The following is a 19,006-nucleotide window of genomic DNA, read 5'->3' as shown; positions in this document are numbered from 1 at the left end:
TGGCACCGGCTTGATTGGCCGATGAATTTCGTCACCGCGCCCACCCCACAACGAAACCATCATAGCGTGATATATCGTGGCGCTTTGAGCCGGTACCGGCAGATGCGTGAATGAGCAGGGATGCCTCTAACAAGCAGCCTCACCACGAAACCAGCGTCATTTGCTGGGTCGTGGTCCTTTAAACCGGTAACGGCACGAGTCCATTAAAACCCGGGGCCTGACGACGAATCCACCGGGCTGCGCAACCCCGAAAAGCCAGCCTCCTGCAAGGATCGCTTTCTTTTGGTTACTTTTCTTTACGAGTAAAGAAAAGTGACATCTCACACGTTCTAAAACAGCCAATACCGTACAGCCGCGACAGCAGCTAGAAGCATTAAAACACCGCCCACCCACGTCAGCGGCAACCAAAAGCCCCCCTAAGAAACACCTAACTAAGCAACACAATCCCCCCCGGCAACGACCGCACCTCCAACCCAAGTGAGCGCTGCATCTGCGCAATCGCCTTATCCAGCGACCGAATCTGAAACCGCCCCGTCACATGCCTGCCCGCTACCCGCTTATCCAGCAGCACCACCCTACCCGGCCGATAGCGATTGATCTCATCAACCACCTCATGCAATGGCGCATCGGCGAACCGCAGGTAGCCATCGCGCCATGCCGGCATCCATGTCGGATCGACGCGCACGATGTGTCCGAGCGCAGCACTATCGTAGGTGAGTTGCTGTTTGCCGCTCAGCGTCGCGATGCCCGCGGCGTGCGCCACCTGCACGGTCCCCTCGACGCAGGTCACGCATACACCGGCGGGCGTGACCCGCACTTCAAACCGTGCGCTCTGCGCAAACGCGCGCCCCGGCCCGGCGACCACCGCAAACGGCTGCGGCGCATTCAAGGTATCGACGGCGGCTTCGCCGGCGATCAGGTCGATGCCCTGCACACGCCCCGCTCCGGAGCGCACGGCAATACTGGTGCGCGTATTCAGCTCGACGGTGACGTCCTCGGCCAGCGCCAGCCGGCGTTGCTCGCCGGTCGCGGTGCGGTAATCCGCGCGCATCTCCTCCACGGAAGGCCACAGGCCCAGCGGCGGCCGGATGACGGCCACTGTCGCCGCGGCTGCCGCCGCGCTCATGGCGCCGCCGAGAAATGCACGCCGCTGCCAGTTCGGCGCGCGCGGCGTCCCGGCAAAACGCTGGCTGGCCGGGTTGCGGGCCACCACCAGCTGGCTGGCCTCGCCCAGTTGCGCCCATCGCTGCCGTGCCACGGACAAAGCAGCCCGGTTGGCGGGATCCGCCATGCACCAGCGTCGCAGCGCGGCGCCGTCGGCCTGCGTCATCTCGCCCGCCGCCACGCGGCGCACCCAGGCGAGCGCCTGCCGCTCGATCGCGTCGAGCGTGCGTTCCGGTTGTCGCGCAGGAATCATCATTCGTATCATGGCATCAAGCGAGCCGCCACCGTGGTTTGCCCGTGGACATAGACAAGACGGTTGGGAAGCAACAGATCGGCATGCTTTTTTTCATCCATGCTTGGGGCTATGGGCCATGCAGTACTCATGGGCCCGCTTGAGCTCCAGGCCGATCAGGCGCGGCGACACGCCGAAGCGCACCGCGGCCTCCTGGTTCGAGAGTTCATCGACCCGCACCGCGAGGAAGATCGCCCGCCGGCGTGGCGGCATGCTTTCGATCAGGCGTGCAACGGCCTCGACCTCGTCACGCGCCGCGACCGTTTGCGCGGGGCCGGGCGCGGGATCGACGATCTCGGCCATCAGCGTCTCCATCTCTTCGGCGCTCATGTAGCGGCGGTCGCGCTGCAGCCGGTCCAGCGCCAGGTTGGTGGCCATGCGCATCAGGTAGGCGGCCGGACTCTTGACCGGCTCGCCCTCCTCCTTGCGGTCTTCCAGGTGCACCCAGGTATCGTGCAGCGCATCGCTGGCGAGCTCGGCCGAGCCCAGGCGCCATGTCAGGCGGCGCTTGAGGTCGTCGTAGCGTTGCGCAAGCAGTTCGCGCAAGCTGGAGCGGCTGGAGTCGCTCATCTATCTGCTCGCCTGCCGGCCGCAGGGAGGCTGGCACGAGCCGGCGCGCGCCGCGGCGGCGTCACAGCGCACCGGCTTGACCAGCAGCACGAATGCCTTGGCCGGATCCCCGGGCGGCTGGCCCACATCGACGTGCTCCACGGTCTCGATGATGGCCGCATCGCGTGCCTTGTCGCCGGTGGTGTCCAGCAGGCGCACGTGCGCAACGTGGCCGGCCGCGTTGATCTGCACATAAAGCGCGAGGCGATATCCCCCGAGCGCGAGTGCGGGCCGCGCGCATAGCGCCTGATAGACCTGCGACTGCACGGCGCCGTCATATTGCCGCGCGGCGCTGGCCGGGGGCTGAGCGACGGCCGTGTCCGCGTAGCGCGGCGCGGGCACCAGCACGAAGGCATCGGCCGCGGCTGCCTGCACGCTCAGCCCCGTGCCCTCGAGCATCTTGCGCAAGGCGTTTTCCGGACTGAAGGTGCCGTGGACGGCAGTCGAGGTTCGCCCCGCTGCCAGCTCGGAGGAAAAGAAGACGGACAGGCTGGTCTGCGCGTCGTATTGCGCCAACGCTTGCTTGAGCGGCTGGGCCGGCAGGTCGAACGCCATCTCCACCGCGCCGCGGTTGGCGGGCTGCTGGGCGCGGGTCTGCTGGCAGGCGAGGCATAGGGCCAGGACCGCCATATAGACGACCAGTGCGCGCGCACCGGGGGCTGCGACCAAGCTTGCCATCACGATCCAATGCCATGTGCGTTGAGGAGTCCTTGCCGCATCGGGCGCGTGGCCCAAGTGCATACCCGTGCGCATCGTAGGGATCCAATGTGACGCCGCCGTGAAGGCGTGCCAGCCACTGCCGTGACATGGCTCACTCCTCCTGGCCGGGACCCGCCGGCTGCCGCGTCTCGATCGCGATAAACAACCGCGCGTTGCCACGCTGGACCAGCAGCGCCACCGCGCCGTCCGCCGCGCTGGCCTCGTCGGCCAGCGCCTCGATGCTGTCAACCGGCTGGCCGTTGAGCGCGAGGATCACATCGCCGGCCTGCATGCCGGCGCGCGACGCGGCCGCGTTCACGCGCTGCACCAGCAGGCCGCCGTCGATACGCAGCACCTGCCGCTCTTGCGCCCACAGCGGCCTGACCATCATGCCCAGCGGCGCGTGCCCGGGCGTGGCCGTGCGCGCCACCCGTGGCGCGTCGAAGCGATCGGGCCGCACCTCCAGCACGAGCGCCGCGCGGTCCCGCCAGATGCGCAGCGGGACCGCGACGCCGGGGGCCAGGTCCGCGATGCAGATCAGCGCATCGGCGGACTGCACGACGTCGCGCGCGCCCACCTGCAGGATCACATCGCCCGGCTTCATGCCGGCCCGGCTGGCGGCCCCGCCGGGCTGCACATAGCTCACCAGCGCGCCCGCGGGCCGGGGCAGGCGAAACGAGTCGGCCAGTGCCTGCGAGACCTCCTGCACCGCCACGCCGATACGCCCGCGTGTCACCGCGCCCTGGCGCAGCAACTGGTCCTTGATGCGCATGGCCACATCGATGGGAATGGCGAACGACAAGCCCTGATAGCCGCCGCTGCGGCTGTAGATGCGGGAATTGATGCCGATCACCTCACCCTTGAGGTTGAACAGCGGGCCGCCGGAGTTGCCGGGATTGACCGGCACGTCGGTCTGCAGGAAGGGCATGTATTCGGCGCCAGGCAGCACCCTGCCCTTGGCGCTGACGATGCCGGCCGTGACCGAGTTGCTGAAACCATAGGGTGAGCCGATGGCCAGGGCCCAACTGCCAACCTCCACGCTCGCGGCGTCGCCGATCTTCACCGTCGGCAAGCCGGTGGCGTCGATCTTGAGCAGGGCGACGTCGGCAACGGCATCCAGCCCGATCAGCCTGGCCTTGAACTCGCGCCGGTCGGTCAGCTTCACGCTGACCAGGGACCCGCGCGCGACCACGTGCGCGTTGGTGAGGATATAGCCGTCGCTGCTAAGGATGAAGCCCGAGCCCAGGCTGGTCTCGTCGACATTGTCCTGGCCCGGCGCACGCCCGCGCAGCGGATCGGGCGATGCCTCGCGGGCCACACCGATGTTGACCACGGCCGGGCCATTCTCGCGGACCAGCCGCGAGAAATCGGGCGCGGCTCGCCACGACGCCGCCTGCAGCGGCGCGCATCCGGCCGTGCCTGCCGCCAGCGCAAAGAGCAGCGCCATCGCGGCGAAGGCCAGCGAGCGCCGCGCAAGACCGCCGCGGCGCCCCAGGTCCGAAGCCATCGCCACGTCAGCTTGCTTGCGCGCCATCCAGCCCCAGCTCCAGCACCATGGGCTGGCGCATATCCGGCGGCGGCGGCTCGGGCAACGCCTTCGTCATCAGCACCGCGCGCAGGTCCGCGTCGGCCTGCGGATTGCCCAGCGAGTCGAACTCCATGCGCTCCACGCGGCCATTGGGAGCAAGCCACACACGCATCACCAATGACGCGGCCGGCTGCGCGCGGGCCTGCATCCAATCCTGCAAACGCAGGGCGCTCGCGTCGGCCGCATCGCCCAGCCGCGCCTGGAACTCCGTGCTGGCCAGTTGCGCATAGCGCATCCAGTGCTGCGGGAACGGCTGCGCTGGGGCGGCGGCCGAAGACGCCGCGCCCAAGCCCAGGCCCACCAGCCCCAGCGTACGGAGCAAACGCCGCCACATCGTCTGCGGCACAGCCAGCTTGCGCGCGGCAGGGCTGGCCTGCCGGCTTGGGTCAATCGGGGAATGCATCGAAGTTCCTGTCTTTCGTCATGGCGCGTTGCGCACCACGCAGGGCGCAAGCTCGTCATAGCAAGACGGAACACATCGCCCGGACATGTCGTTTGTCACAGAAGATTCATATGCCCCGCCGCATCAGGCCCACCTCGGGTCCGCGCCCCGCGCCGTGGCCGCCTTGCTACAACATGCCTGCTAGTTGGCCGTGCGTTAGTTGTTACGCGGCGGTTGCCTCTTCCTGCGCAGGGGCATCCGCGGTTGCATCCGCAGTTGCATCCGATGCTGCCGGCTGGAAGTTGCGCAGATGCAGGAAAAACTGGCCCATCATCTGCGTCCACAGCTGCAGCGCCACGGTGAGATAGTCGGGGCCCACGCCGCCGGAGATCACCACGTCCATCTCAAGCACCAGGAATTCGCCGTGCTGCGCGACGCGCGCGAAGCGCTTGGCGCGATGCCAGTCGCCCAGCACACCTTCGGGCAACGCGCCGCCTTGCACCCGCAGCGGGCAGCTCAGCGTGAAATCCAGGTAAGCATCCGGCGCAACCGAGTTGCCCCAGAGGACCTGGAAGCCAACGCCGTGGCTGGCGCTATGCAGGCGCTGAACGCCGTCCTGCTCGATGGCCGTCACAGCGCAGCCGGCGGCCTTGATGGCATCGCAGACCTGCTCCGAAGTGACTGCCATCAGCAGTGCGGGCTGGCTGTCTGCCGAGGTGTCGATCTGGGTTGCGGTGGTGTTCATGGGTATCCTGGTGTTTAAATGATTGGAACTTGGATTGAAATTTGGATTGGAACTTGGATCGGGATTGAGGCTTGCGTGACCGGGCGCCGTGATCCGCGCCCGCATCCTTTCTTTAGTTCGCTTTCTGCAGCACGGCATCCAGCGCGGCGGTGTCGATGCTGGCCGCGCCAGGCGCAACCAGCTTCGCCATATAGGCCTGCACGAGCTGCTGCTGGCGTTGCTGGCGCATCGCCGCCACCAACTGCGGCTTGACCTCGTCGAGCGTTGCGGTGCGGCCAGCCTGCGTGTCCAGCAGCTTCACCACATGAAAGCCCGCGGCCGATTGCACCGGGTCGCTTACCTGGCCCACCTTGAGCCTGGCAACGGTGTCGCGCACTTCCGGCAGCATCTGCGCCAGCGGCAGCGTGCCGACCTCCCCGCCGCGCTCGGCACCGCGGGGATCCTGCGAGCGGCTCTTGGCGAGCGCCGCGAAATCGCCCTGGCGTGCCTGCGTGGCAAGCTTGCGGGCTTCGTCGCGCACCTTGGCCGTGGCCGCGGCATCGCTGCCCTGGGCGGCCAGGAAGATCTGCGCGACGCGGTAGGTGGCGGGCACCTGGAAGTTCGCCTTGCCTTCTTCATAGGCCGCCTTCACCTCAAGCTCGGACGGATAGCCCGCCGGCACCTGCGTGACCGACTCCAGGTAGCTGGAAGCGACGATCCGCGCGGAGATCTCGCGCACGGCGGCATCGACGCGCGCCTTCACCTCGGGCCGTTCCGCCCAACCGTTGCCCTGTGCCTCGCGCAGCAGCGCTTCACTGGCCAGGCGCTGGCGCAGCCAGTTCTCGATGCCCGCGCGGTTGCTCCTGGCCGCGGCGCGGTCCGCTTCCGGCAGGCCCTGCAGCAGCCGCTCCACGTCATCCTGGCCAACGGTGACCGAGCCGGCGCGCGCCACCACCGGACCGCTTGCCGTGGCAGGCTCCGCCGCCTGCACCGGCGCTGCGCTCAGCCACGAGGCCAGCAGGACGCCGATGGCCGTGCGCACGGGAGGCAGCATGGACTGGACGTGCGATTTCATTCGAATCATCTGTGTCTTACCTTTTTTCTCGGGGAGCGCGGGCAAACGCCTGCGCGGGCCGGCGGCATCGCCTTGCCCGCGCGCTGGCCTGCGCGCCTCATTACATCGCAGCAACATGACAAAGCACTCACGCCCCAGCAACAGCAGGCTCGGCGCCACCGCCATGCACGGTCCGTTGCTGGCTTTGCGCGTCATGGGCGTGGCGCCTCTGCCGCGCCCGTGGCGCTTGTGGTGTTTGTGGTGCTCGTGGTGCTCTGCGCAGCCTTGACTTCGGCAGCCGCCTGCGCGGGTGCGTCGGCGGCCGCCGCAGCGCCGGCCACGAAGCGCCCTTCGTACAGCTTGTCGCCGTACTCCTGCGCGATCTGCTCGAACTTCACCCGGCTCTGCGCCGCGAAGGGCTGGCGCGCGATCATCACCGTGCCCAGGTCCACCGTCTCATAGGCGCGCAGGATTTCCTGGCCCGCTGCGTAGAGCTTCGCGTTCTTGGCCTCGCACTGCGCCACCGTGGCGTGCAGCGTCTTGGCCTCCAGGGCCAAGCTCTGGCGGTCTGCCTCGGCCGCGCGCGCGAGCTTGAGCAGTTCGTCATAAGCGTTGCGGTATTGCGCAATCTGCGTGCCGGCCTTCTCGGCAACCGCCTGTGCCTGCTGTTGCGCCTGCTGGTTCCTGTCGCTCAGCCGTTCGCGCTCCTGGCGCTCTGCAGCGAGTTGCGCGCGGGCACGTTCCAGTTCCTTCTTCGCGTCGGCATCCGCGCCGGATGGCGCGGCGCCGGCATGTGGCGCGCCGGCCTTGAGCGCGGCCAGTTCGTTCTGCGCCTGTTGCAGCTGCGTGGTGGTGATGCGCAACTGGGCGCGCAGGCGCTCTTCCATGGTCTGGGCCGGCTGGGCGTGAGCCGCTGCGCCGGCCATCATGAAGCTGGCGGCGAGCGCCAGCGGACGCCAGGCGCCGCGCAAGCGTGATATGGATGACACGGTATCCCTCCTAGAAGCGCGTGTTGATCTCGACCTGCAAGATATCGATCGCCAGCGGCGGGCCATAGACCTCCTTGGTCGACGTCCAGCGGCCGGTCACCCACGTGTTCTTGTCGAGCGCGTACGAGCCGCCCACGTAGTAGCCGCGTGCGTTGGTGCCGCCCAGGTGGAAAGTCGAATCGTTGTAGCCGTCCGGCATGGCATCCGGCTCGATGCGCTTGTAGCCAAGCAGCATGTTCCAGTCGCCCTTGGCAAGCGTCACGGGCTTGCCCAGCGTGGCCTGGAACATATAGGCGTTGCCGCCGCTCTTGAAGTCCGCGCGGCTGGTACCGCCGCTGCCGCCGAAGTTATTGACGATGCCGCCGTTTGCGCGCGAGAACATGCCGCCCTCGTCATAGGCCAGGTTGCGGATGTAGTTCGCATCCATGCGCAGGCCGAGGCTGCCCGCCACCTTGGTTTCCCAGCGGAAGTTCAGGTCCAGCAGCTGGAACTTGGACGCCAGGCCCACGTACTGCGGCTGCGGCGTGCCGGCCGGATCCAGCGGATTGAGCGCGATATTGCGCAACAGCATCAGCGTGTTGCCCTTCTGCATGAACGCCGGGCGCGACCAGTCGGTGCTGCAGCTGTCGGCGCCGGCGTACAACGCGCAAGGCTGCGACACCTGGCCGCTGACATTGCGGAAGTCGTAGTACGCCAGCGCGCCGCGCAGGCGATTGTCGTTGTTGAGCTTCCAGCTCGCGCCGATCTGCGCGCCCAGCAGCCATTTCTTCTCGCTGCTTGCCTTGTTCTGGCTGCGGCTGGGGAAGCTGTCGGAGGAATACTCGAGCGGCACGAGGCCCAGCGTGCCGAACAGCGCGACGTCCCGGTTGGGCAGCGCCTTGTCGAACTGCGCGGCCAGGCCGTCGAAGTTCAGGTCGTTCGAGAACAGCAGGTCGGACGACACGAACGGGTTGCCGAAGCGGCCGGCCGTGAGGTTGACCCATTCCGCCGGCTTATAGGACAGCCAGCCCTGGTCGAGCCACACGTTCTTCTTGGCCAAGCCGCCGCCCAGCGTCTGGTTGGTGGACACCGGGCTGTCGTCGTTGCCGGTGGCAATGCGGATGCCCGCGTGCGTGCTGTCGGAAATATCGGCCAGCACGCCGAACCTGGCGCGGGCACGCAGCAGGCTCACGCGATTCTGCCGCGTGTTGACCAGCGGCGGCAGCGAGAGATTGGTGTTCGGGTTGACGTCGAAGCCGCTGCCCTGGTTGATGGCCGCCCAGTCGATGGCGATATCGCTGTTGTTGCTGGAGTAGAAGCGCGATTCGTCGCGCACGCGCACGTCGCCTTCGATGCGGATGCGCTTGGTCCACTCCGGCGTTTCGTTCGGTGCTGCCCAGCCTTCGGCCTGGGCCTGGGCCATGACCTGACCCTTGACCTCGTCGCGGATCTGGTCGCGCACGGTATCGGAAATATAGGGCACGCGCACGTCGCCCGGCTCCACGCGCATGCCGCCGGCTGCTGCGGCCGGGGCTGCCGACGCCACGCGCTGCGCCTGCTGCTGTGCCATGGCTTCGGTCTGGGCCTGGGCGAGCAAGGCTTCGCCGGCATCTTTCTTCAGGGCACCGCTTTGCATCAGGCCACGGATCAGCTTGACCATGGTGCTATCGGCGGGCGCTGCGCTTTGCGCGTAGCCCGCGCCGCTTGCGCCGAGCAGTGCGATCGCCATGGCGGCGGCCAGCGCGTGGGTCTTGCGGGCCGGCTCCGCATGGCGCCGGGAGTTTGCTGGATGGTTCATCGGTTCGTTCACGAGAATAAGGTGGAATAGGTGGGGCATGCGGTGAGACATGCGGCGGCGGCCTGCTGGCCGTGTCACGGCCGGCGCCCCTTGATCGACATGCGCATCGGAAAGCGCAGCGACGCCGGCGGCCGTTCGTCGGCCCGGAAATCGCGCACCATGGCCAGCACGGCTTCATCGGTCTGCGCGTTGCCGGTGCCGCGCACCAGTTGCACACGCGTGGCGCGGCCGTCGGCGTCCAGCCACAGCTCGATGCGGATGTCCTCGAACGCCAGCTGCCGGGTGCGCTGGTCGCGCGCAAAGGCCTGCTGCAAGGCACCCGAGACGTAGCTCGAATAGGACCGGCTGCCCAGCCCGCCGCCACCGCCGGTCATGCCGCCGCCGCGCCCGGCCTGGATGCCAAATGCATCCGTGCCGGCTTGCGCCGCGCCGTCGATCGTGACCGGGTCGCCGAGATCTTTCGACGGGCTTGGGGGGGCGTCGTCCTTCGGCGCTTCCTGCGGGTCCGCCGGCTTGGGCTCGGGTTCGACCACTTCCGGCTTGACCTTCTCCGGCACCGGCTCGGGCGGTTTCTCGGGCTCGGGAGGTGGCGGCGGCGGCGGTGGCAGCACCAGCATCGGCGTGGCCGCCACCTCGCGCTTGGTGCTGGCGGTGTCGGACAGCAGGCGCCAGACCAGCACGGCCAGCCCGATGATGACCAGCGCGCCGATGATCAGCCCGCCCCAGCGGCGCCACAAGGCGATGGCGCGCTGCCGGGGAGGAGGAGTTGGATCGCGATGTTTCACCCGACTCTCCTCACGCCGGCTTGCCGGTGACGAGGCCGATCTGGTTCAGGTCGATGCGCCTGAGCAGGTCCAGCACCTCCACCACCTTCGCGTACTGCACGGCGGCGTCGCCCCGCACGATCACGGGGAAATCCGGCGTAAGCGCCTTCTCCGTACGCAAGCGCTCCTCCAGCTCCGGCAGCGTCACCGGATAGGCGTCGAGGAACACCTGGCCCGCGTTGTCGATCGTGATGGCCTTGGTCTTGGGCTTCTCCAGCGCGACCGACGAACTCGCCTTGGGCAGGTCCACCTTGATGCCCGGGATGCTGGCATTGCTGGTCAGGATGAAAATCACCAGCACCACCAGCAGCACGTCGACGAAGGGCGTGATGTTGATGCCGCCCGTGCGCTTCTTGGTGCCGAACTTGGCTGCGTATGCCATGGCCGCGCGCTCCCCTTAAGCCCGGTGCAGGGCAGCGGGGACGCGACGTCCCTCGCCCTGCTCTTCGGCCAGGCGCGTGGCGAACTCGTCCACGAACACCGCCATGTCGGCGCCGATCGAATCCGAACGCGAGGCCAGCCAGTTGTAGCCGAACAGCGCGGGAATCGCGACGCCCAGCCCGGCGGCGGTACACAGCAAGGCCGCGGCCATGCCCGGTGCCACCGAGTTGATATCCACCGCGCCGGCCATGGCCGCCACGACGAACACCAGCATGATCCCGATCACGGTGCCGAACAGGCCCACATACGGCGCGCCCTCGATGGTGGTCGACAGCCAGTTCATGCGCTTGGCCATGCGCTCGCTCTCGCGCACCATCACGCCATCCATGGCCGCGCGGATCGCGCTGATGGTCGCGTCGGAGACCGCGTTGATGTCGTAGCCCATCTGATGGCGGCGCTGCAGTTCCTCGACCGCCATTTCATACAAGCGCCACAGCGACGAATCCGCCTTGACGGCCTCGGGTACGCGGTTGCTCTTGGCCAGCTGGTCCAGCGGCGCGCCGGCCGCTTCGCGGAAATGCACCATGAAAGCAGCGTTGGCGCGCGAGGTGGCGCCGTAGCTGCGGCCCTTGCTGATCATGATGGCCCACGACAGCGCCATCATGATGCCGAGCAGGCCCACCACGATCCAGGCGTCCAGCGGCATGGCGGCGAGGATGAAGCCGAAATGGCTCTTGCCGGCCTGCTGCTCGTCCGCGCCGAACACGGCCAGGCGCGATTCGGCACCCTGCGATACGGCGTCGGCAAGGATCAGCGCATCCGGGCGCGCGACCTTGGACAAGCGCACTTCATCGATGGCACCGGTGAACGGGCTCAGCGCGGTGGCAGCGGCCGGCGCGTTGGCCGCCGCCGCGTCGGCACCGAGCGTGGCCGGCGTGTTCAGCGCCGGCAAGGCGGTTGCCAGCGATGCGGCAGGACGCCCGCCGACGTACAGCGACACGCTCTTGCCATCGGACTTGACTGCCAGGTGCGACCACTGCCCCGCCTGCACGGGCTGGCCGGGATTGCTGCGCTGGCCATTGACCTGCACGAATGGCACGCCCTGGTCGATGCCGATGACGAGTTCGCCCGCGCCATCGCGGCGCGCATAGACGACCTGCTGCGGGCCGAGCTTCTCGGGGCGTACCCAGGCGGAAAAGCCGAACGGCGCGCCCGCGGCCAGCGCCAGCGACGGCGACGACGGCAGCACCAGCGGGGCGGCGCCGAGCTGCGCGCCCTTGCCGATGACCGTGCCATCGACGCTCACCACGGCGGTCTGGCTGTGGTTGCCGTAGGCCGTGGTGTCGCGTGCCGGCACGCTGCCTTCGGCGAAGTGGTAGACCAGCGTGTAGTCAGGGTCGAAGGTCCGCTGGCCGTTGCCCGATGCCGGTGCCTTGGCGTTGCCGTAGTACATCCACAACTGCTGCGGGCCGGCGGCCGAGACCGACGGAACGTCGATCCAGATCAGCGCGATGCCCAAGAGCGGATCGAACTGTTCGATCTGGTGGTTAAGCACGGTCTTGTCGTCGGCGGCAACAAAGCGCAGGTCGGCGCCGGTCTCGCTCACGCCTTCGAAGCTGAAGTTGCCGGTATGCAGGCGCAGCAGCACCGGGGTACGCCCGGCATCGCCGCCGATCGCGCCGGCCTTGGGGCCGGCGTCGATCGTGATCGGCTTGCGATAAGCCCAGTCGGGCTGCCACCAGGCATGGGCCAGGTCGGGCAGGAGTGTGCTCAGCAGCGTGAGCACGAGCAAAAGGATGCGTCGCATGACAGTGGTTCTCGGTTAGCTCGTCGGGAGTCGATGTATCAGGTTGGAAGCGGTGCGCCGCACGCGCTCAGTAACTGGCGGTGACGCTGAAGTTCACGCGCGGGTCGCCACGCTGCGTGCGTGGCCCGTCCTTGAGCGGATAGCCCAGGTCCAGGCGCCCGGTGACCTTCTGGCCGAGGCGAAACGTAGTGCCCACCCCGACCGAGGCGAGCGAGACGTTGCTCTTCTGCTCGGGCAACGGATCGCGCAGGCGGACCTGGCCGGCATCGGCAAACAGGTAAGCGCGCCAGTTTTCAACCACGGAAGTGAAGAAGGCCAGCGGCGGCGTGCGCATTTCCACGGACCCGACCACGCCATAGTCCCCGGTGGTCTCGGCGGACAGGTAGCCGCGCACCGAGTTCATGCCGCCGGCTGCGATCTGCTCGTTCGAGACCAGCGGGGAATCCGTGATCTGGGCAGCCAGGCGCCAGCCCAGCTGCGCGTTGCCCGCGAAGGTGTAGGAGCCATTGGTATCGCCCTTGAGCACCATGAAGCTCGGCGACGCCTTGTAGCGCTTGTAGTCGAATTGCTGCGCGGTGCTGCCGTAGCCAAGGAAGCTGCGCGTGCCCGCGACCAGCGACAGGTTCAGGCCATAGGTGCCGCGCTCCGTCTGGCCAAAGCCCGAGTAGCCGAGCGTGATCGGCGCGTACTTGAGCGGCACCGTATCGCCGGCGCTGCCAAGGCGCGTCACCTCGTCGTTGTCCTTGAAGTCCACGCCCGCGCTGAACGCGTGCCACCACGCCCCGGTGTTCGGCACGGTGTAGTTGGCCTTCACGCCAACCGAATAGCCCTTGCCCAATACGTTGGTGCCGCCTACCGTCGCGACGTTGCTGTCCGATTTGTAGCCGGAAGCCTCGAGGCCCCAGTTGGTGCCACGCAGCGGCGCCACATACGAGCCGGACCACACCTGGGTCTGGTTCAGGTCCTGCGGGGCGCCAAAGAAGCTGACCGAGGCGCTGTGCCCCAGCTGCCAGAGGTTGTCGTGGCCCAGCGAAGCCGTAGCCCGCAGTTGCTTGGTATCCGCGCTGTAGTCGTTGTTCAGGCCCACGCTCGCCCGCCATGGGCTGCTGTCCTCGACCTTGAGATCAACGTCCATGGTGCCTGGCAGCGCGCCCTGCTTGACCAGCGGCATCACCTGCCGGTTCGCGGTCCGGTTCAAGGCAGTGAGCTCCGTCTGCGCCTGGTTGAAGTCCGGCACCGCGCCCTCCGCCAGCGCGGGCACCTGCTCACGCACCTCTACCGGCGAGTTGTACTGCGCTCCCACCACACGCACACGGCCCACCTTGGTCTCGCTCACCTGCAGGAAGACCACGCCGCCAACCGCCTGCTGCTCGGGCAAGTCCACGTACACCGACTGGAACCCCTTTGCCTGGTAGGCCGCCAGCAGCGCATCGCGCGCGCCCTCGATATCCTTCATGGTGCGCTTCGGTCCAAGGTAAGGCGTGACCGCGCGCTCGATCGCGCGCGCATCCAGCACCGTGTTCCCACGCACGATGTACTCGTTGATGTCGACGCGCCGTTCCGCGTCGGCCTGCACGCCAGGCGTTGCCGCCTCGGTGGCAGCGGGCGCCTGCGCCATCGCGGTTCCCTGCGTCCCTAGTCCTAGCATCGCCAGACATAGCGCCCTCCAGCGCGCGGACGCATCGTTCTTGTTCTTGTCATGCATGTGTTTGCTCAATCCCTTGCGAAACAATTGCCGTCGTTCCCTTGCGCCGGCGCCTCGACCAGAGGCAAGTCGTAAGCGATCGCATCCGATGAGGCCATGATGAGCGGTCATCATTTCAGCGCCGCGTACGATTGGTTAGACGAACGGCCCGCGCGCCGACTGTCGTTTGTCACGAAAGCTTCATGTGCGGGCGCGAGGCATGGCGATGCGCCTCAACGGCGGCGATATCGCAGAGCAATTGCATGCCGCGCTACTCGGAATGGAGCGCTACACTTCAGGCATATCGCCAATGGCGGGGTTGGCAATCAATGAACACGGAGCACGAAATGCGCGGATGGCTGAACGCTGTAATGATTGCCGTAGGCAGCCTTGGCGCGGCCTGCCCGCTACTCGCCGCGGAGGCATCCCCACCGACGGGGGAAGGCACGGCGAGCTGTGTCGAGGTCGAAGTCAATGGCATGCGGGCCCCGTCGTTTCCTTGCCTGACACAGAAGCTAAGCCCCAAGCCCGCGCCGGGCCAGCCACCCTCGGAGCGCAAGCTGGCGTCCGAGGCCATCGTCGAGCGCCCCTCCAACGCGCTGGGGCTGTTCAACTACTCGGCGACCAGCAACCGCATGGGCAATACCTTCGGCACATCGGTCACGCCGCAGCGGCCATAGCCGCACTAGCCGCACTAGCCGCAAGCCAGTTCATTCACCGCAGTGTCTTTAAAGGAAAAGACGTGCCATTCATCATCGCCGGCCTCGCCTTGATCGGTGCCCTCATCTACGGCGCGGTCCGCCTGTACGCCACGGTGGCCGCAGCCTATGGCGCGATCGCCGGGACCGCCGCTGTCGTGTTCTGCGCGGCGCTGCTCGCGGCATTCGTCGCTAGCCTGGTGCGCCGCTACCGCGCGATCCACGGCGTCAAGATCAAGGGCGAGCGCATCCTGTCGCTGGAGGGCGCATGGGGGACGATGCGCGTGGATCCGGAACGCAAGCGTGGCGCACTGGATGTCGACGGACAGCAGGCGAAGTTTATTTTTGCGGATATAGCGAGTGCCACCGCACTGGAGAACGGCAGCGCATGGATACTTGCCTTGCATCTCGAACACCAGGCGCAAGGCAATTGGCAGATCCCGATGGCAAGCCGCAAGGAAGCGTTGCGCTGGGTAAAGATATTCGACCTGGCTGCGGTGCAGAAGCTCTGAAGGCCTGGCGCTGCGCGGCTCGCCCGGTCAGCGCGGACGGCTATGCAATCAGAGCGAACGCGCGTGCCTCGGCGAGGCGCGTCTATTCGAGAAATACGTAGTCCGCGCGATAAGGCACGCGGCTTTCCTGTCCTTCCTCGGTGCAGGCTTGAGCGGGCGCAATGCCGCCTTGCGTATTCAGGCGCTGAACGTAATGCACTCCCGCTAGCAAGCCCGCCCCTCCGGAACTCGTCGTCTGCAACAGCAATAGCGCAATGCTGTCGGGCGCCCTGGCATTTGCGGCCTGCCGCAGTACGTTGCCGGTTACTTTGCTGCCGTCCGGCGCCTCCCAGGTCGGCCCGGCGCGTTGTCACTGGATGCGGTTGAAGTAGCGAACAGCAGACATGGGCTCAACCACAAGCGCGCAGCAAAATGAGCACTGGAATTCTGCAAGCCTGACGGCTACGCTAATAGGCGGACCGTTGCGCCAACTGAGCGCGCGAGGGTCATCGGCTTTGCATCGACTTTGATTGGAAGGAGTCATCCATGAAGATCGCTATCGCAACGGCAATTGCAGTTCTCCTGCCTGCTACCGTCTACGCCGCAGGCCCCGCAAATCCAGCGGACCGCTACGACTACAACATGCGTAGCACCAACAAGGACGGCTATGTGCCGGACCCTCAGCGCACGACCAATAAAGACGGCTACGTACCCGACGCAGAACGCGCCACCAACAAGGACGGTTACGTGCCAGACACCGCGAAGGCCAACGACAAGTTTGACCCGTACACCCAGGGTGCCAACCAGAACACGGCCTCGGCGCTCACCGACTCAAAGGCTTCGACCAAGAAGCCGGCTGGCAAGGCGCCAAGCCAGAAGAAATCGCCCACTGCCGGCATGGACAAATAGCGCAGCCTGCTTAGCTTAAGTCCGACGCGGCAAAGAAAAAGCCCCGCAGATTCCTGCGGGGCTTTTTCAACAATGGTGGGCCTCCCGTGAGTCGAACACGGCACCAACGGATTATGAGTCCGCTGCTCTAACCAGGCATGAGCTAGAGGCCCTGGAAAGTCAGACCGGCATGATACCGATCAACTGCCTTCAAGGAAACTCTTTAGCTTATCCGAGCGGCTCGGGTGACGCAGCTTGCGCAATGCCTTGGCTTCTATTTGACGGATCCGCTCACGGGTGACGTCGAACTGCTTGCCGACTTCTTCCAGCGTGTGGTCCGTGCTCATCTCGATGCCGAAACGCATGCGCAGCACCTTGGCTTCGCGTGGCGTGAGCGAATCCAGCACGTCCTTGACGACGTCGCGCATGGAGCCGTGCAGCGCCGCTTCGGCCGGGGCCAGCGTGTTGGTGTCTTCGATGAAGTCGCCAAGATGGGAGTCGTCGTCGTCACCGATCGGCGTTTCCATGGAGATCGGTTCCTTCGCGATCTTCATGATCTTGCGGATCTTGTCTTCCGGCATCTCCATCTTCTCGGCCAGCGTTGCCGGATCCGGCTCGTTGCCGGTTTCCTGCAGGATCTGGCGCGAGATGCGGTTCATCTTGTTGATCGTTTCGATCATGTGCACCGGGATACGGATGGTGCGCGCCTGATCGGCGATCGAGCGGGTGATGGCCTGGCGGATCCACCACGTCGCGTAGGTCGAGAACTTGTAGCCGCGGCGGTATTCGAACTTGTCCACCGCCTTCATCAGGCCGATATTGCCTTCCTGGATCAGGTCGAGGAACTGCAGGCCGCGGTTGGTGTACTTCTTGGCGATCGAGATCACCAGGCGCAGGTTGGCCTCGGTCATCTCGCGCTTGGCTTCGCGGGCGCGCTTCTCGCCCTCGCTCATCTTGCGGTTGACTTCCTTGAGCTCCTTGAGCGGCAGCACCACGCGCATCTGCAGGTCGATCAGCTTTTGCTGCAGCTCGCGCACGGCCGGCACATTACGCTCGACGATAGTGCTGTACGACTTGCCGTCTTTGATAATCGTGTCGATCCACTCGAGGTTGGTCTCATTGCCCGGGAAACGGGCGACGAAATCCGCACGCGGCATGCCGCACTTGTCCACCACGATCTTCAGGATGGAGCGCTCGAGCTTGCGCACCTCGTCCACCTGGCCACGCAGCGTGTCGCACAGGCGTTCGACGTTGCGAGCGGTGAAGCGGATGCTCATCAGCTCGTTCAGGATGGCTTCCTGGGCCTTGACGTAGGACTTGGACTTGTAGCCTTCCTTCTCGAACGAGCGGCGCATCTTGTCGAACTGCTCGGCGATCACGCGGAATTTTTCCAGCGCGGCCAGCTTCAGTTCTTCGAGCTGGCGTGCCGAGGCAGCCAGGCCGCCGGCATCGTCATCCTCGTCCTCGTCGGACTCTTCGCCGTCAGACTCCAGCTCGTCTTCCTCGGCAGCCGCCACCACGGCCGGAGCCGGCGGGGCCACGGGCACGTCCGCGGCGTTCGGGTCGATCAGGCCGTCGACGAACTCGTCGATCTTGATTTCATCGTTGGCAACGCGCTCGGCCAAGGCCAGGATCTCGGAGATCGTGACCGGGCAGGCGGAGATCGCCATCACCATGTCTTTCAGGCCGGCCTCGATGCGCTTGGCGATCTCGATTTCGCCTTCGCGCGTCAGCAGCTCCACCGTGCCCATCTCGCGCATGTACATGCGCACGGGGTCGGTGGTGCGGCCGAATTCGGAGTCAACGGTTGAAAGTGCCGCTTCCGCCTCTTCTTCGGCTTCTTCCTCGCTGGTGGCCGACGGTGCGTTGTCGTTGAGCAGCAGCGTTTCGGCGTCCGGCGCTTGTTCGTAGACGGCAATGCCGATGTCGTTGAGCGTGGCGACCAGCGTGTCGATCGTTTCCGAATCGACCATGTCGTCCGGCAGGTGATCGTTGATTTCCGCGTACGTCAGGTAGCCGCGCGACTTGCCGAGCTTGATCAGCGCCTTGAGCTTCTGGCGGCGTACTTCCAGCTCTTCCTCGGTACCCTGCTGCGTCGAGGCGAACTCCTTGAGCAGCGCCTTTTCCTTGGCCTTGCGGTCGCGAGCCTTTTGCTTGTCGCTCTTGGGCGCGGCGGTCGGCGTTGCCGCCGCGGGGATCTCGTCTTCGTAAAGCTCTTCAGTCACGTCGTCTGGTGTGCTGTCGTCGTGCTGCGCTCCGGCCTTGGGCTTGCGGCCACGCTTCTTCGGCTCCGGCTTGACTGCCGCAGCGGCGGGACGCTCGGATGCAACGGGGGCGGAAGTTGCGGCATTCGGCGTGGCCTCGGGCTCGGCGGCGCCTGGCTTGGCGTCTCCGGTCTTGGCGCTGGTCGCTGCCGCTTTCTTGCTCTCGACTTCGGTATTCTGCTGTTTCGCCACGGTAATACTCTTGCCTTTCACAGGTACAGATGCGGCGTTCTTGCCGCTTGTATTGGCGCTATCGCCGCTCTCGTGTGCCGAAGTCGAGGGCTTCAGGTCTTCGGATAGGCGGATCCCGGTGGAAGTGGACGCTGCGGGCGCCTTGGCGCTCCGAGCTGTCTTGGCAGGCACAGGCTGGGCTGGCGCCTTGACTGACGTGGCTGTCTTCGCAGCCGCCGTTGTTTTCACGGACGCCTTGCCGCTCCCCGATTGGGGAGTTTTAGTGGAAACCTTTTCGGTTGCTTTGGCCTTTGCCATTGGCACGCTCACTTTCACCAGAAGGGGAGAGAAAGATCTCGCTATCCAAACCGGCTATTGTAGCACTAGCAATTAGCCGGCTTCCCAACAGGTGAGGTTTTCACCTGAAAAATCAAGGCTTAAGCGTAGCCATGCCGCGCCAAGCCCTCACTTATTTGTCACCACCCACCTTGCCCGACCTACCGGACGGTCAACCCGATTC

The 19,006-nt window shown here is 66.2% G+C and carries 17 protein-coding genes, 1 tRNA gene and 1 pseudogene; 3 read left to right on the top strand and 16 right to left on the bottom strand.

The features are described 5' to 3' along the window. Positions 1 to 427: 427 nt before the first annotated feature. The 13 genes from A9975_RS32315 to A9975_RS32255 all read right to left on the bottom strand — a co-directional run bounded on the left by A9975_RS32315 (position 428) and on the right by A9975_RS32255 (position 13,995). Positions 428 to 1,420 carry a FecR domain-containing protein gene (locus tag A9975_RS32315; protein WP_183036290.1) on the bottom strand — a complete coding sequence of 331 codons (993 nt, stop codon included), beginning with the start codon at positions 1,418 to 1,420 and terminating at the stop codon, positions 428 to 430. A 90-nt stretch (positions 1,421 to 1,510) separates the two neighbouring features. Further along, positions 1,511 to 2,026, bottom strand: a complete 516-nt coding sequence (locus A9975_RS32310; protein ID WP_150984208.1) for an RNA polymerase sigma factor — start codon at positions 2,024 to 2,026, stop codon at positions 1,511 to 1,513. After that, positions 2,027 to 2,743 (bottom strand): STN domain-containing protein, encoded by a 717-nt coding sequence (locus A9975_RS32305; protein ID WP_183036289.1) that lies wholly within the window; start codon positions 2,741 to 2,743, stop codon positions 2,027 to 2,029. 133 nt (positions 2,744 to 2,876) lie between these two features. After that, positions 2,877 to 4,298, bottom strand: a complete 1,422-nt coding sequence (locus A9975_RS32300) for a trypsin-like peptidase domain-containing protein (protein ID WP_255504152.1) — start codon at positions 4,296 to 4,298, stop codon at positions 2,877 to 2,879. Next, the gene (locus A9975_RS32295) at positions 4,279 to 4,755 is read right to left on the bottom strand and encodes a hypothetical protein (protein WP_183036288.1); all 477 of its coding nucleotides are present in this window, start codon (positions 4,753 to 4,755) and stop codon (positions 4,279 to 4,281) included. Before A9975_RS32295 ends, A9975_RS32300 begins: the two co-directional genes overlap by 20 nt. Positions 4,756 to 4,957: 202 nt before the next feature. Continuing rightward, entirely contained in the window at positions 4,958 to 5,479 is a 522-nt protein-coding gene (locus A9975_RS32290; RefSeq protein ID WP_183036287.1) for a YbjN domain-containing protein, read from the bottom strand. Between the two features lie 112 nt (positions 5,480 to 5,591). Continuing rightward, entirely contained in the window at positions 5,592 to 6,533 is a 942-nt protein-coding gene (locus tag A9975_RS32285; RefSeq protein WP_183036286.1) for a peptidylprolyl isomerase, read from the bottom strand. Positions 6,534 to 6,724: 191 nt separating this feature from the next. Next, positions 6,725 to 7,501: a hypothetical protein gene (locus A9975_RS32280; protein WP_183036285.1), complete on the bottom strand. Its 777-nt coding sequence runs from the start codon at positions 7,499 to 7,501 to the stop codon at positions 6,725 to 6,727. A 10-nt stretch (positions 7,502 to 7,511) separates the two neighbouring features. After that, the gene (locus A9975_RS32275; protein ID WP_183036284.1) at positions 7,512 to 9,278 is read right to left on the bottom strand and encodes a putative porin; all 1,767 of its coding nucleotides are present in this window, start codon (positions 9,276 to 9,278) and stop codon (positions 7,512 to 7,514) included. A 74-nt stretch (positions 9,279 to 9,352) separates the two neighbouring features. After that, positions 9,353 to 10,063, bottom strand: a complete 711-nt coding sequence (locus A9975_RS32270; RefSeq protein ID WP_370565952.1) for a TonB family protein — start codon at positions 10,061 to 10,063, stop codon at positions 9,353 to 9,355. Positions 10,064 to 10,073: 10 nt separating this feature from the next. Then, the gene (locus tag A9975_RS32265; RefSeq protein WP_006158977.1) at positions 10,074 to 10,484 is read right to left on the bottom strand and encodes a biopolymer transporter ExbD; all 411 of its coding nucleotides are present in this window, start codon (positions 10,482 to 10,484) and stop codon (positions 10,074 to 10,076) included. Positions 10,485 to 10,499: 15 nt separating this feature from the next. After that, entirely contained in the window at positions 10,500 to 12,290 is a 1,791-nt protein-coding gene (locus A9975_RS32260; protein ID WP_183036283.1) for a DUF2341 domain-containing protein, read from the bottom strand. 67 nt (positions 12,291 to 12,357) lie between these two features. Next, positions 12,358 to 13,995: a ShlB/FhaC/HecB family hemolysin secretion/activation protein gene (locus tag A9975_RS32255; RefSeq protein ID WP_183036282.1), complete on the bottom strand. Its 1,638-nt coding sequence runs from the start codon at positions 13,993 to 13,995 to the stop codon at positions 12,358 to 12,360. Between the two features lie 326 nt (positions 13,996 to 14,321). Here A9975_RS32255 and A9975_RS32250 point away from each other — a divergent pair, with 326 nt between their 5' ends. Both A9975_RS32250 and A9975_RS32245 read left to right on the top strand, forming a co-directional pair. Continuing rightward, positions 14,322 to 14,654, top strand: coding sequence for a hypothetical protein (locus A9975_RS32250; protein WP_183036281.1), 333 nt, complete (start codon positions 14,322 to 14,324; stop codon positions 14,652 to 14,654). Between the two features lie 62 nt (positions 14,655 to 14,716). Next, a complete protein-coding gene (locus tag A9975_RS32245) occupies positions 14,717 to 15,184 on the top strand; it encodes a hypothetical protein (protein ID WP_183036280.1) in 468 nt (155 codons plus the stop codon). Between the two features lie 82 nt (positions 15,185 to 15,266). Here the strand turns inward: A9975_RS32245 and A9975_RS32240 are convergent. Then, positions 15,267 to 15,515: pseudogene (locus A9975_RS32240) on the bottom strand (DUF3455 domain-containing protein); the annotation flags it as partial. 194 nt (positions 15,516 to 15,709) lie between these two features. On the opposite strand from A9975_RS32240, the gene A9975_RS32235 reads away from it, so the two are divergent. After that, the gene (locus A9975_RS32235; RefSeq protein WP_183036279.1) at positions 15,710 to 16,072 is read left to right on the top strand and encodes a hypothetical protein; all 363 of its coding nucleotides are present in this window, start codon (positions 15,710 to 15,712) and stop codon (positions 16,070 to 16,072) included. Positions 16,073 to 16,145: 73 nt separating this feature from the next. On the opposite strand, the gene A9975_RS32230 is transcribed toward A9975_RS32235, so the two are convergent. Both A9975_RS32230 and rpoD read right to left on the bottom strand, forming a co-directional pair. Next, positions 16,146 to 16,224 (bottom strand) — tRNA-Ile (locus A9975_RS32230). Between the two features lie 27 nt (positions 16,225 to 16,251). Beyond that, complete coding sequence (gene rpoD, locus A9975_RS32225) at positions 16,252 to 18,528, bottom strand: RNA polymerase sigma factor RpoD (protein ID WP_183036278.1); 2,277 nt, start codon at positions 18,526 to 18,528, stop codon at positions 16,252 to 16,254. Positions 18,529 to 19,006 lie beyond the last annotated feature (478 nt).

Origin of the sequence: Cupriavidus sp. UME77 (assembly GCF_014170355.1) — a bacterium.
Lineage (GTDB): Bacteria > Pseudomonadota > Gammaproteobacteria > Burkholderiales > Burkholderiaceae > Cupriavidus > Cupriavidus basilensis.
Note: the sequence above shows the minus strand (reverse complement) of the source record. Positions and strands in the feature narration are given on the sequence as shown.